This is a genomic window from Phenylobacterium sp., assembly GCF_036563385.1.
Taxonomy (GTDB): domain Bacteria; phylum Pseudomonadota; class Alphaproteobacteria; order Caulobacterales; family Caulobacteraceae; genus Phenylobacterium.
This window is the reverse complement of record NZ_DATCML010000011.1, coordinates 17,296-30,219: the sequence shown is the minus strand read 5'-3', so window position 1 is coordinate 30,219 and position 12,924 is coordinate 17,296. Positions and strand designations below refer to the sequence as shown.

The following is a 12,924-nucleotide window of genomic DNA, read 5'->3' as shown; positions in this document are numbered from 1 at the left end:
CTTCTTCTCTCGCTGGGGCTTAGCCGCCCCTGGGCGCCTCTCTAGGCACGCGAGACGCTTCGCGGCCGGGCGCTCAGGGGCTTTCGAACCCCCGCCCGAAGACAGAAACCTCCGCGAAGAGCCTCATCCCATGACGTCCCCGGTATCCGACACCGCCCCGCGTTCCGAAAAAGACCGCGTCATCGTCTTCGACACTACCATGCGCGACGGCGAGCAATCGCCCGGCGCGTCCATGTCGCTGGAAGAGAAGATCGAGCTCGCCAAGATCCTCGAGGAGATGCGGGTCGACGTCATCGAGGCGGGCTTCCCGATCGCCTCGAACGGCGACTTCGAAGCCGTGAAGGCGATCGCCGAGATCGTGACCGAGAGCACCATCTGCGGCCTGGCGCGCGCGGGGATCGCGGACATCGAACGCGCCGGAGAGGCGCTGAAGAAGGCGAAGCGCGGGCGGATCCACACCTTCCTGTCCACCAGCCCCAGCCACCGCGACCACATCCTGCGCGCCAGCCAGGAAGACATCCTGAACATGATCACGGGCTCGGTGACCCATGCGCGCAACCTGTGCGACGACGTGGAGTGGTCGGCTCAGGACGCCACCCGCACCGAGCAGGACTTCCTGCGCCGCTGCGTGGAAGCCGCCATCAAGGCCGGCGCTCGGACGATCAACATCCCCGATACAGTCGGCTACACCTATCCCAGCGAATACGCCGAGGTCTTCGCGGACCTGATCGCCAACGTGCCCGGCGCTGACGAGGTGATCTTCTCCACCCACTGCCACAACGACCTGGGCCTGGCGGTCGCCAACAGCCTGGCCGGGGTGCAGGCCGGCGCACGGCAGGTGGAAGTGGCGGTGAACGGCATTGGCGAGCGGGCGGGCAACGCGGCGCTGGAAGAGATCGTGATGGCGCTCAAGGTCCGCGGCGACCGCCTGCCGTACCACACGCGGATCGAGACCCAGCACATCACGCGGGCCAGCCGCTATGTCTCCGCCATCACCGGCTTCCCGGTGCAGTTCAACAAGGCGATCGTCGGCAAGAACGCCTTCGCCCACGAGAGCGGCATCCACCAGGACGGGATGCTGAAGGACCGCGGCACCTACGAGATCATGACGCCGGAGTCGGTCGGGCAGGGCTCCTCAAACCTGGTCATGGGCAAGCACTCGGGCCGCCACGCCTTCCGCGAGAAGCTGAAGGCCCTGGGCTACGAGCTTGGCCAGAACGCGCTGAACGAGGCGTTCCAGCGCTTCAAGGACCTGGCCGACAAGAAGAAGCACGTCTTCGACGACGACCTGGTGGCCCTGGTGGACGACGCCCTGGCGAGTCAGGCCGACCGGGTTCAGGTGAAGCACCTGCGGGTGATCGCCGGCACCGAGGGGCCGCAGGAGGCGTTCCTGACGGTGACCATCGACGGCGCCGAGAAGTCGGCCAACGCCACCGGCGACGGCCCGGTGGACGCGGTGTTCAACGCCATCCACGAGGTGGTGCCGCACGAGGCCATCCTGCGCCTCTTCCAGGTGCACGCCGTCACCGAAGGGACTGACGCCCAGGCGCAGGTCTCCGTGCGGCTGGAGGAGGACGGCCGGATCGCCACTGGCCAGGCGGCCGACACGGACACCCTGACCGCTTCGGCCAAGGCCTATGTGAACGCGCTGAACAACCTCTTCGCCCGCAAGGAGAAGACCGCGCCCGACGCTCGCGTCGCCAGCGGCTTCTGAGGCGCCGCGCCGCCGCCGGCGGCGCGGTCCCGACGCACATGCTCTGGATCCTTCTGACCGCCGCGGCGGCGCCGCTGCAGGTGGCGCGCAACGCCATGCAGCGCGGGCTGGTCGGCGACGCCGGCCCGTGGGGCGCCACCCTGGTGCGCTTCCTGTTCGGCCTGCCGTTCTCGATCGCGATCTTCACCGTCGTCGCGCTGGCCACCCCGGGCGCCGAGCCGCACCCGACCGCCCGGTTCTGGGTCGGCGCGGTGGCCGGCGCCATCGCCCAGGTGGCGGCCACCGGCGCCCTGCTGATGGCGATGCGTCATTCCGGCTTCGCCGTCGCCACCATGCTCCAGCAGTCCTCGCTGCCGCTGGCGGCGCTCATGGGATGGCTGGTGCTGGGCGACCGTCTGGCGCCTGCCGTCTGGGCCGGCGTTGCGCTCGCGACGGCCGGCTTGGTGGTGCTCTCCTGGCCCAGGGCGGGGGAGGGGCGCGCCGGCCTCGCGGGCGGCCTGCTTGGGCTGGCGGCAGGGGCGGGCTTCGCGGTGGCTTTCAACGGCTTCCGGGCGGCGGGCCAGGCCTTCGATCCGGCGCATCCGATCTTCGCCGCCACGGCCGCACTGGTCATCGCCCAGCTGATGCAATCGGCCGTGCTGACCAGCCTGCTGGCCGTCACCCGGCCGGGCGCGCTCCGGGCGGTGGCCTCGTCCTGGCGCACGTCCCTGGCGGCCGGCTTTTTCGGCTCCGCGGCCTCGGCATGCTGGTTCGGCGCCCTCGCCCTGGCGCCCGCCGCGCCAGTTCGCGCGGTGGGCCTGATCGAGGGCCCGGTGGCGGCCGCCGTCGGCCGGCGCCTGTTCCGCGAGCGGTTGAGCCTCCGCCAATGGGCGGGGGGCGCGATGAGCGCTGCGGGCCTGCTGTTCTGCGCCTTGGGCTGAGCGCTTCCTTCCCGGCGGGGGCTTTGCAATATGGCCCGATGATCGACCGCCGCACCCTTATCGCCGCCAGCCTCGCCGCCGGGGCCCTGCCGACCGCCGCCCGCGCCGCCGCGCGCTGGGAGCCGCGCGCGGAGGTGCCCTGGCCGGTGCAGGAGGTCTACGGCGCGGCGTTCCGCGGCAAGGTCGTAATCGCCGGGGGCATGGCGCCGGGCGCCAACGGGTTGCGCGGCGGGATCAATCCGCAGGACCGCACCGGTATCTACGATCCCGTGGCGAACCGCTGGAGCGAGGGGCCGAGGCTTCCGTTCGCCCGCCACCACCCCGTGCTGGCGACCGCGCGTGACCGGCTCTACGCCTTCGGCGGCTATCGGGTCACCGACGAGGGCGGGTGGGTCGGGGTGCGGGACGGGGTGGCGTTCGATGGGAAGGCCTGGACGGCTGTCGCGCCGATGCCGCAGCTGCAGTGCGAGACCGTGGCCGTGACGCTGGGGGAGCGCATCCACGTGGCGAGCGGCCGCGCCCCGAAAGGGGCCGCCAATCGGGCGTGGACCGACCAGGGCGACGTGGCGCTGCACCAGGTGTTCGACGCCCGCGCCGGCCGCTGGACCACCGCCGCCCCGTGCCCGCTCGCGCGCAACAGCGCCACCGGCGCCGCGGTCGACGGCCTGTTCTACCTCGCCGGCGGGCGCCGCGTCGGCGCCGGCAACTCCGCGCAGCTGGACCGCTACGACCCGAAAACCGATCGCTGGGAGACCCTGCGGCCGATGCCGCGCGCCGCCGGCGGGCTCGCGGGCGCTGCGGCCGGCGGCAAGCTCTATGTCTTCGGCGGCGAGGGCGGCCCCGGCGTGATCCCGGATGCGTGGTGCTACGACCCGAAGGCGGACAGCTGGACCGCGGTCGCCGCCATGCGAACGCCGCGCCACGGCCTGGCCGGCGTCGCGGTGGGCGGCCGCATCTATGCGGTCGGCGGCGGCGCAAAGGAGTCGGGCGGCCAGGTGACCGCGGTCACCGAGGCGCTCATCACCGACTGAAGCGTCTTGGCTTCGGCCGAATCAAAGCTGTAGTAGGCCGAGATGACGTCCCGGCGCGCCATCCTGAAGCTTGCCCTCGCCGCCGCCGTTGCGCCCCGCGCGGCCGCGGCGCAGGCCGTCGCCACGGTGGCGGCGGCTTCGGACCTGTCGGAAGCACTGCCGCTCGTGGCCGCGGCGTTCCAGCGGCGCACCGGCCGCGCTGTGCGGATCGTCTATGGCCCCACGCACGTCTTCACCCAGCAGATCCAGAAGGACACGGGCCGGTACGAGCTCTTCCTTGCGGCGGACGAGTCCTACGTGCGGCAGCTGGAGAAGGTCGGCCTGACGGCCAACACCGGCGCGCTCTACGGGATCGGACGGCTGTGCCTGTATGTGCCCAACGGATCCAAGGTGAGGCTGGACGGCCGGCTGCGGGATCTGGGCGCCGCCACCCGCGACGGGCGACTGCAGAAGCTCGCCCTGTTCAGCACCAACGGACCCTACGGTCGCGCCTCGCGCGAGGCGCTGACGCGAGCGCGGATCTGGATGCCCGTCCAGCCGAAGGTGGCGTTGGCCGAGAACGCCAACCAGATGGTGCAGCTGGCGACCTCGCCTGGCGTGCAGGCCGCCCTCCTGCCGCTCAGCGTGGCGATCATGCCGCGGCTGCGAGCGGCCGGCGCCTACATTCTGGTGCCAGACACCTACCATCGTCCGCTGCGGCACCGCGCCGTCCTGCTGAAGGGAGCGGGCGCGACGGCCGAAGCCTTCTACAGGTTCCTGCGCGATCCGGAGGCCCGGGCGATCATGCGCCAGCACGGGTTCAACCTGCCGGGCGGGCGGTAGGGCTCAGTCGTCCGCCCGCGCGGCGCGAGCCATCCGGCGCTCCAGCAGGAGCATGGCCACGATCACCAGGAAGCCGAACCCGACGAGGGCGCCCGACACCAGGTGCGCCTGCCGCCACTCCAGCGCCTCCACCATGTGGAAGATCTTGATCGACAGGACCTCGGTCTCGCCGGGGATGGCGCCTCCGATCATCAGCACGACACCGAACTCGCCCACGGTGTGGGCGAAGGTCAGGATGGCGGCCACGAAATAGCCGGGCAGGGACAGGGGAAGGGCGACGCGCGTGAAGACCGCCATCGGCGAGGCGCCCAGGGTCGCTGCCGCGTCGAGATTGTGCTGGCCCACCGCCTGGAAGGCGTTGCGCAGCGGCTGGACGGCGAAGGGCAGGGAGTAGACCAGCGAGCCGATCACCAGGCCGGCGAAGGTGAAGGCGAGCGTGCGGACGCCGAACGGCTGGAGCGGCGCCATGAGCGGGCTTTCCGGGCCGAGGGCGATCAGCAGGTAGAAGCCCAGTACGGTGGGCGGCAGCAGGATGGGCAGGCCGACGAGGGCGCCGACCACCTCCCGGGCCAGGCCTTCGCCGCGCGCCAGCCACCAGGCCAGCGGCGTGGCCAGCAGCAGCAGCAGCAGGGTGGTCACCCCAGCGAGCTTCGCCGTGAGCCAAACGACCTCGGCCACGGTCAGGGCGCCCGGTAGCCATAGCGCCGGATGATCCCGCGGGCCTCCGGGGTGCGCAGGAACTGCAGGAACGCGTGGGCCGCCCGATTGGGCTCGCCCGCCTTCAGGAGCACGGCCTGCTGTTCGATCGGGCTGTGCAGGTGATCCGGAACGATCCACCGGGAGCCGCCGCGGGTCTGCGCCACCTGGGACAGGGCGACGAAACCGAGCTCCGCGGCGCCCGATTGCACGAACTGGAAGGTCTGGGTGATCGAGGCGCCCTGAACCAGCTTGGGCCGGACCGGGTCGTAGAGCCCGAGCCGGCGCAGGGTCTCGACCGCGGCAAGGCCATAGGGCGCGGCTCCGGGGTTGGCGATGGCCAACTTTCGGAAGCGGCCCGTCCGCAGGACCGCGCCGCCGGCGTCCACAAGGCCGGGCGTGCGGCTGTAGAGCACCAGCCGGCCGGTGGCGTAGGTGAAGCGCGTGCCTGGGCTGGCCAGCCCTTCGGCCTCGGCCTTCTGCGGCCGCTCGGCGTCGGCCGACAAGAAGACGCCGAACGGCGCCCCGTTGGCGATCTGGGCGTAGAACTGGCCGGAGGAGCCGAAGCTCAGCCGCGCCGTGTGGCCAGTCCGCGCCTGAAAGCGCTCTGCGAGGACGCGTGCGGGCTCGGTGAAGTTGGCCGCCACCGCCACCTGCACCTCGCCGGCGGTCGCGGACGTCGCAACAAGCGACATCAGAAGCGCCAACAGCCGTCCGAGCATGCCCGCCCCTCGTTATGTGGTACGACTACATAACGCCATCCAGCTGGAGTGGGAACCGCATGGCCGACGATCTGAGCGCAAGCCTCACCTTCCGGCGCGGGGCGGCCCGCGTGGGCCTGGAGCGCGTGGCGCTCCTGGAGGCGGTGGCCGAGCTGGGCTCGATCAGCGCCGCCGCCCGCCGGACGGGGCTGAGCTACAAGGCCGCCTGGGACGCGGTGCAGGCCCTGAACAACCTCTTCGACACGCCCCTGGTCGCGGCCGCGCCTGGCGGGAAACGGGGCGGCTCGGCGGCGGTGACGCCTAAAGGGCTCGCGGTGGTGGCGGCCTTCCGCCGGGTCCGCGGCGAGATCGACGCGGCGCTCACGAAGCTCGAGAGCCATGTGGCCGAGCAGCCCGTCGACGATCTGTTCTGGACGCTGGGACTGAGGACCAGCGCGCGGAACGCCCTGCGCGGCCGTGTCAGCGCGGTGCGGGAAGGCCCGGTGAGCGCCGAGGTGACGCTTGACCTGGCGGCGGGGGTCCAGGTCAGGGCCAGTCTGACCCGCCGCAGCCTGGAGGACCTGGAACTGGCGGTGGGCCGGCCGGCGATCGCGCTGGTCAAGGCGAGCTTCGTGCGGCTGGCGCCCGGCGACGACGCGGACCTCAGAGACAACGCCATTCCGGGCCGGGTGGCGCGCCGCGAGGACGGCGAGGGGACCAGCGAGGTGACCATCGACATCGGCGGCGGCAAGACGCTGGTGGCGACACTCGGGCGGCCCGAGGGCCCCGGCGCCTGCCCGGCGGTCGGCGAGTTGGTGACGGCCCGGATCGACCCTGCGCAGGTGATCCTGGCGGTCGAGTAGGCGGACGGCGCCGCATCGTGGCGATTCTCAGGCGAACTGTAGAGGCGAAACTCGCGCGCGACGCGAAGGCGCACACCGCCGTTTCACGCTTGAATTCGCAAATTCCACAGGGCAGAGGGGGGACGAACCTGCCAGCCAATCGGTGCGACTCAGCGCAATCTCAAGCGCAATTCGGGTCGTTCCGGATCGTCGGCGGACCGCACATTTCAGCCCCCATGCCCCAGGGCCTTGCATGATCCAATCCCTCTTCGGCGCGATCTCCAACGACATCGCCATCGACCTCGGAACGGCCAACACCCTGATCTACATGAAGGGCAAGGGCATCGTGCTGAACGAGCCCTCGGTCGTGGCGCTGCGCAACGTGGGCGGCCGCAAGGTCGTGCACGCCGTCGGCATCGAGGCCAAGCAGATGCTGGGCCGCACCCCGGGTCACATGGAAGCCATCCGTCCCATGCGTGACGGGGTCATCGCCGACTTCGAAGTCGCCGAGGAGATGATCAAGTACTTCATCCGCAAGGTTCACAACCGCAAGGGCTTCGTGAACCCCAAGGTGATCGTGTGCGTGCCGTCGGGCGCCACCGCCGTGGAACGCCGGGCCATCAACGACAGCTGCCTGAACGCCGGCGGCCGCCGCGTGGGCCTGATCGACGAGCCGATGGCGGCGGCGATCGGCGCCGGCTTGCCCATCCACGAGCCCACCGGCTCGATGGTCGTCGACATCGGCGGGGGCACCACCGAGGTGGCCGTGCTGTCGCTGTCGGGCATCGTCTATTCGCGTTCGGTCCGCGTCGGCGGCGACAAGATGGACGAGGCGATCATCAGCTACATGCGCCGCAACCATAACCTGCTGATCGGCGAGACCACGGCCGAGCGGATCAAGAAGGAGATCGGCACCGCGCGGGCTCCGGCCGACGGCGAGGGCCTGTCCATCGAGGTGAAGGGCCGTGACCTGATGCAGGGCGTGCCGCGCGAGGTGCGGATCTCCGAGAAGCAGGCGTCGGACGCCCTGTCGGAGCCGGTCGGCCAGATCGTGGATGCGGTGAAGATGGCGCTGGAAGCCACGCCGCCGGAGCTGGCCTCCGACATCGCCGACAAGGGGATCATGCTGACGGGCGGCGGCGCCCTGCTGCGCGGCCTGGACGCCGAAATCCGCGACCACACCGGCCTGCCGGTGACCGTGGCCGATGACCCGCTGTCCTGCGTCGCCCTCGGCTGCGGCAAAGTGCTCGAGCACCCGAAGTGGATGAAGGGCGTCCTGGAATCCACGCTAGCCTAAGCGCTCTTTTCGACTCGGACGCGCAGGGCGGCCGGGGGGCTCCCGCAGACGAGGCTTTAGGTGTCCTTACGGGACAGTCCGCTTGGTGAACTGAAGGTCCCGCTGACCTGGACGGCGGCTGTGGCCGTGATCGTGGCCGGCGTCGCCGCCACGGCGGTGCTGCTGTCCGACCGGCGCGAGACCTTCCAGGCCGAGGCTTATGGCGCGAGCCGGAGCGTCTCGGACCGGGTGCTGACGCCGGTGGGCGACGTGCTCTCCGCCCCCGGCCGCTGGACGGGAGCCGGCGTCGAGGCGATCCGGGGCTACTTCTTCGCGGTCTCCGAGAACCGCCGCCTGAAGGCCGAGCTGCGCGAGATGCGCCAGTGGCGCGACGTGGCGATCGCGCTGCGCGACACCAACGAACGCTACCGCACCCTGCTGGGGCTGAAGACCGATCCGCCGATCCCCATGGTGGCGGCGCGGATCGTCACCGACAGCCGCGGCCCCTACGCGAACACCCGCCTGGCCAACGCCGGCCGCGAGAAGGGCGTGGAACCCGGCAACCCGGTGATGACCGAGCACGGCCTGGTGGGCCGGGTGATCGGCGTCACCGACGGCGCCAGCCGGGTCCTGCTGCTCACCGACATCGCCTCTCGCACTCCGGTGATGATCGACCGCACCAACGCCCGCGCCATCCTCACCGGCGACGGCGGGCCGAACCCCAAGCTCGAGTACCTGCGCGGCATCGATCCGGTGAAGCAGGGCGACCGGGTGCTGACGTCCGGCGACGGCGGGGTGTTCCCGCGAGGCCTGCCTGTGGGCACCGCCGTGAAGGGGCTCGACGGCCGCTGGCGGGTGGTGCTGGCGTCCGACAAGTCGGCCATCGACTTCGTCCGGATCCTGCTGTTCGAGGACTTCACTCAGCTGGTGAACCGGGCCGAGCTGGACAAGACGCAGGTGCCGCCCCCGACCCCCGGCGCGCCGACCCTGCCGCCTCCGGCGCCCGCGCCCAACCCTACGGCGGCGCCGACGCCCGCTGCGGGCGCCGCCGGCGCCCCGGCGACGGGCCAGCCCGCCCGGCCGGCCGCCGCCCCGTCCGTCACCCCCGCGCCGCCGGCGCCTCGGGCGGCCCCGGCCGTTCCGGTCCGTCCGGCCCCAAGCACGCCCGCGCCAAAGTCTGCGGCCACGCCGCCGCCGCGGCCGGCTGCGCCCGCGCCCAAGGCGGGGACCCCATGAGCCAAGCCCGGTCGCTCGAACCCTGGAGATGGCTGGGCGTCCCGATGGTGCAGGTCCTTGCGGCGACGATCCTGTTCGGGATCCCGCTGCGGATCTGGGGCCTGCGGCTGCCGGAGCCGATCTTCCCCATGGCCGTGGTGTTCGCCTGGGCGGTGATCCGTCCTTCGATCCTGGCGCCGCTGCTGGTGCTGGTGATGGGCTTCTTCCTCGACATCTACTGGGGCGGGCCGCTGGGCCTCTGGGCGCTCTGCCTGCTGATCGCCTACGGCGTGGTGCTGGCGGCGCGCCCGATCATGGCCGGCCAGAGCCGTACGATCCTGTGGGCCTGGTACGGGCTGGTGACCGCGACGGCGATGCTAGCCGGCTACCTGTTCGTCTGGCTGGACGTGAAGAACCAGCCGGGGCCGCTGTCGATGCTCTGGCAATACCTCGCCACAATCATCCTTTATCCCTTCACGCACCGGCTGATCGACATGTTCGAGGATGCCGACGTCAGGTTCCGGTAGGGGCGCCGGTAGATGGCCGAACCCGCAATCTATTTCGAGGACGTCAACGAACGTCAGGGCGTGTTCCACCGCCGGGCCTTCCTCATGGGCGGCTTCGCCGGCCTGGGGATCACGGCGCTGGGCGGCCGCCTGGCCTACCTGCAGCTGCTGGAGACCCAGCGGTACGAAAAGCTGTCGGCGTCCAACCAGTTCAACTTCAAGCTGGTCACCCCGCCGCGCGGCCTGATCACCGACCGGAACGGCGAGATCCTGGCCGCCAACCGCCCGAACTTCCGCCTGCTCGTGTCGCGCGACGAGGACATGAAGCCGGAAGAGACGCTGAAGACGCTGGCCAACTTCGTGCCGATCGAGGAGCCGCGGATGAAGCGGCTCGCGCGCGACATCAAGCACGCGCCCAAGCGCTCGCCTGTCTCGGTCATGGAGGACATGACCTGGGAGCAGTTCAGCGCCATCAACGTGCGCGCCCCTGAGCTGCCCGGAGTGACGGCCGACATGGGCGAGGTGCGGGTCTATCCCCACGGCGGCGCCTTCGCCCACGTCATCGGCTATGTGGCCAAGGTGACCGAAAGCGACCGGACGCCGACCGGGCCGAACTCCGATCCGATCATGCTTCACCCGAGCTTCCGGATCGGCAAACAGGGGGTGGAGAAGGCCTTCGACCTCGAGCTGCGGGGCAAGCCGGGCGCGAAGAAGGTCGAGGTGGACGCCAACGGCCGCGAGGTGCGCCACGACCCCAACGGCGACATCCCGGCCGTGCCAGGCCAGGAGATCCAGCTCACCCTCGACGTCGACATCCAGAACCGGGCGCTGGAGGTGTTCGGCCAGGAGAGCGGCGGGGCGGTGATGATCGACTGCCGCACCGGCGACATCCTGTGCATGCTGTCCGCGCCCAGCTTCGACGCCAACCTGTTCGTGCGCGGCCTGCAGGGCGCGCAGTACCGGGCGCTGGCCAACTACGAACGCAAGCCGCTGCTCGACAAGTGCCTGTCCGGCACCTACCCGCCCGGCTCCACCTTCAAGACCATGACCGCGCTGGCGGCGCTGCAGGCCGGGATCGATCCCGACCTCACCGTGTCCTGCGGCGGCGGCATGCAGTTCGGCGGACGCTACTTCCGCTGCCACAAGAAGGAGGGTCACGGGCCGCAGAACATGCGGGACGCAATCAAGAACTCCTGCGACGTCTACTTCTATTCCGTCGCCCACAGGATTGGTCCGGACCGGATCGCCGCTGTCGCCCAGGAGTTCGGCTTCGGCCAGACCTTCGACATCGGCATTCCCGGCCAGAAGAAGGGCACCGTCCCCTCCACCGAATGGGTGCGGAAGAACCGCAAGCGGGACCCCAAGTGGCACCCGGGCGAGTCGCTAAGCTACGGCATCGGCCAGGGCATGCTGACGGCCAACTGCCTCCAGCTGGCGGTGATGACCGCCCGCCTCGCGAACGGGAAGAAGGCGCTCAATCCGCGGCTGATCAAGTCGGTCGGCGGCAGGGAGATGAAGCGCGGGTCAGACGTGCCGGACCTGCCGTTCAGCCAGGAGCACCTGAACTATGTGCGCGACGGCATGGCCGCCGTGACCGAGGCGGGGGGCACCGGCTTCCGCGCCTCGCAGCTCGGCCTCGGCGACATCCTGATGGCCGGCAAGACCGGCACGGCGCAGGTCTACAGCTACAAGGCCGGCGGGACGCGCGGGAAGGGCGGTCCGTGGCGGCTGCGCGACCATGGCCTGTTCGTGGCCTTCGCGCCGCTCGACGCGCCGCGCTACGCTCTGGCGGTGATTGTGCAGCACGGCATGGGCGGGTCGACCGCCGCCGCGCCCCGGGCCCGTGAGATCATGCGGGTCGCCCTGCTGAAGGATCCCGAGCTGGTGGCGCGCATCCAGAAGCCGCTGCCGATGCCGGAGTTGGCGCCCGATCCCGAAGCGGACATCGTCCCGGACGCGCCGCTGATCGGCCAGCCCCAGGTCACCACGGCCGCGGCGCCGGCGCCCGCGGCTCCCGTCATTCCGCCCGCGCGAGGTCCCGCATGACCGTATCCGCGCTGACCCGCCCCGGCGAACGCGACCGGCTCATCGTCAAGCTGAGCGAGATCGACTGGATCTTCGTGCTGACGTTGACCCTGATCGCGACGGCCGGCGGGGTGATGCTGTTCTCCGTGGCCGGCTCGTCCTGGACGCCCTGGGCCATCAACCACGCCACCCGCTTCGGCATCTGCCTGGCGATGATGATCGCCCTCGCGATGATCGACATCCGGGTCTGGTTCGCGCTCTCCTACCCCATCTACGGGGCGGGTCTGCTGCTGCTGGTCGCGGTGGAACTCGTAGGCGACACGCGCCTGGGAGCCCAGCGCTGGCTCTCCATCGGATCGTTCAGCTTCCAGCCCTCGGAGATCATGAAGCTGGGCATCGTGATGGCGCTGGCCCGCTTCTACCACAGCGTCTCGGCCGAGAAGGCGAGGCTGTCGTGGTGGCTGGCGATCCCGGCGGCGATGATCTTCGTGCCCGTGCTCCTGGTGGCGCACCAGCCTGACCTCGGCACCGCCATGCTGATCCTGCTGACAGGGGCCGCGATCGTGGTGCTGGCCGGCCTGGACTGGCGGATCATTGCCGGCGGCGTAGCGGCCTTTGTCGCGATCGTGCCGCCATTCGTGCTGTTCGTGATGCACGAATACCAGCGCCAGCGCGTGCTCACCTTCCTCGACCCGGAAAGCGATCCCTCGGGCTCCGGCTACCACATCCTGCAGTCGATGATCGCGCTGGGCTCCGGCGGCCTGCTCGGCAAGGGCTATGGCCTGGGCTCCCAGAGCCAGTTGAACTTCCTGCCCGAGAAGCAGACGGACTTCATCTTCGCGACCCTCGCGGAGGAGTTCGGCTTTGTCGGCTGCGTCTCGGTGCTGCTGCTCTACGCCGCGGTGATCTTCATGGCGCTGCGCACGGCCTACATCAGCCACAGCCACTACGGCCGGCTGGCGGCCGCGGGCCTGACCTCGACCTTCACCCTCTACGTGCTGATCAACGGCGCGATGGTGATGGGCCTGGCCCCCGTGGTCGGCGTGCCCATGCCGATGCTGTCCTACGGCGGCACGGTCATGCTGACCGTCATGATCGGCTTTGGCCTGGTGATGAGCGTGCGGGTGCACCGCTACTCCGAGATCACCTCGGGCAAGGGCTCGCTGCTCTAGGCGC

General features: G+C 70.7%; 12 protein-coding genes. 10 read left to right on the top strand and 2 right to left on the bottom strand.

From position 1 onward, the window contains the following. Positions 1-130 precede the first annotated feature (130 nt). From VIL67_RS08315 to modA (VIL67_RS08300), 4 genes are read left to right on the top strand one after another with little or no spacing between them, the layout of a single operon-like run. Entirely contained in the window at positions 131-1,714 is a 1,584-nt protein-coding gene (locus VIL67_RS08315) for a 2-isopropylmalate synthase (protein ID WP_332048408.1), read from the top strand. A 38-nt stretch (positions 1,715-1,752) separates the two neighbouring features. Further along, positions 1,753-2,634, top strand: a complete 882-nt coding sequence (locus VIL67_RS08310) for a DMT family transporter (RefSeq protein WP_332048407.1) — start codon at positions 1,753-1,755, stop codon at positions 2,632-2,634. A 38-nt stretch (positions 2,635-2,672) separates the two neighbouring features. Beyond that, positions 2,673-3,665, top strand: a complete 993-nt coding sequence (locus VIL67_RS08305; protein ID WP_332048406.1) for a Kelch repeat-containing protein — start codon at positions 2,673-2,675, stop codon at positions 3,663-3,665. A gap of 42 nt (positions 3,666-3,707) precedes the next feature. Then, entirely contained in the window at positions 3,708-4,487 is a 780-nt protein-coding gene (gene modA, locus VIL67_RS08300; protein WP_332048405.1) for a molybdate ABC transporter substrate-binding protein, read from the top strand. A gap of 3 nt (positions 4,488-4,490) precedes the next feature. On the opposite strand, the gene modB is transcribed toward modA (VIL67_RS08300), so the two are convergent. Beyond that, complete coding sequence (modB, locus tag VIL67_RS08295) at positions 4,491-5,165, bottom strand: molybdate ABC transporter permease subunit (RefSeq protein ID WP_332048404.1); 675 nt, start codon at positions 5,163-5,165, stop codon at positions 4,491-4,493. Between the two features lie 2 nt (positions 5,166-5,167). Beyond that, on the bottom strand, positions 5,168-5,878 hold the full coding sequence (modA, locus tag VIL67_RS08290) for a molybdate ABC transporter substrate-binding protein (protein ID WP_414696192.1): 711 nt from the start codon (positions 5,876-5,878) through the stop codon (positions 5,168-5,170). An 86-nt stretch (positions 5,879-5,964) separates the two neighbouring features. On the opposite strand from modA (VIL67_RS08290), the gene VIL67_RS08285 reads away from it, so the two are divergent. The 6 genes from VIL67_RS08285 (at position 5,965) to rodA (ending at position 12,920) form a co-directional block, all read left to right on the top strand. Next, complete coding sequence (locus VIL67_RS08285) at positions 5,965-6,747, top strand: TOBE domain-containing protein (RefSeq protein ID WP_332048402.1); 783 nt, start codon at positions 5,965-5,967, stop codon at positions 6,745-6,747. A gap of 232 nt (positions 6,748-6,979) precedes the next feature. Next, on the top strand, positions 6,980-8,023 hold the full coding sequence (locus tag VIL67_RS08280) for a rod shape-determining protein (RefSeq protein ID WP_257818622.1): 1,044 nt from the start codon (positions 6,980-6,982) through the stop codon (positions 8,021-8,023). A 60-nt stretch (positions 8,024-8,083) separates the two neighbouring features. Next, positions 8,084-9,238, top strand: coding sequence for a rod shape-determining protein MreC (gene mreC / locus VIL67_RS08275; protein ID WP_332048401.1), 1,155 nt, complete (start codon positions 8,084-8,086; stop codon positions 9,236-9,238). Further along, positions 9,235-9,744, top strand: coding sequence for a hypothetical protein (locus VIL67_RS08270; RefSeq protein WP_332048400.1), 510 nt, complete (start codon positions 9,235-9,237; stop codon positions 9,742-9,744). Before mreC ends, VIL67_RS08270 begins: the two co-directional genes overlap by 4 nt. Before the next feature lie 12 nt (positions 9,745-9,756). Next, positions 9,757-11,769, top strand: coding sequence for a penicillin-binding protein 2 (gene mrdA, locus VIL67_RS08265; protein WP_332048399.1), 2,013 nt, complete (start codon positions 9,757-9,759; stop codon positions 11,767-11,769). Further along, positions 11,766-12,920 carry a rod shape-determining protein RodA gene (gene rodA / locus VIL67_RS08260; RefSeq protein WP_332048398.1) on the top strand — a complete coding sequence of 385 codons (1,155 nt, stop codon included), beginning with the start codon at positions 11,766-11,768 and terminating at the stop codon, positions 12,918-12,920. The genes mrdA and rodA overlap by 4 nt, the downstream gene beginning before the upstream one ends. Positions 12,921-12,924 lie beyond the last annotated feature (4 nt).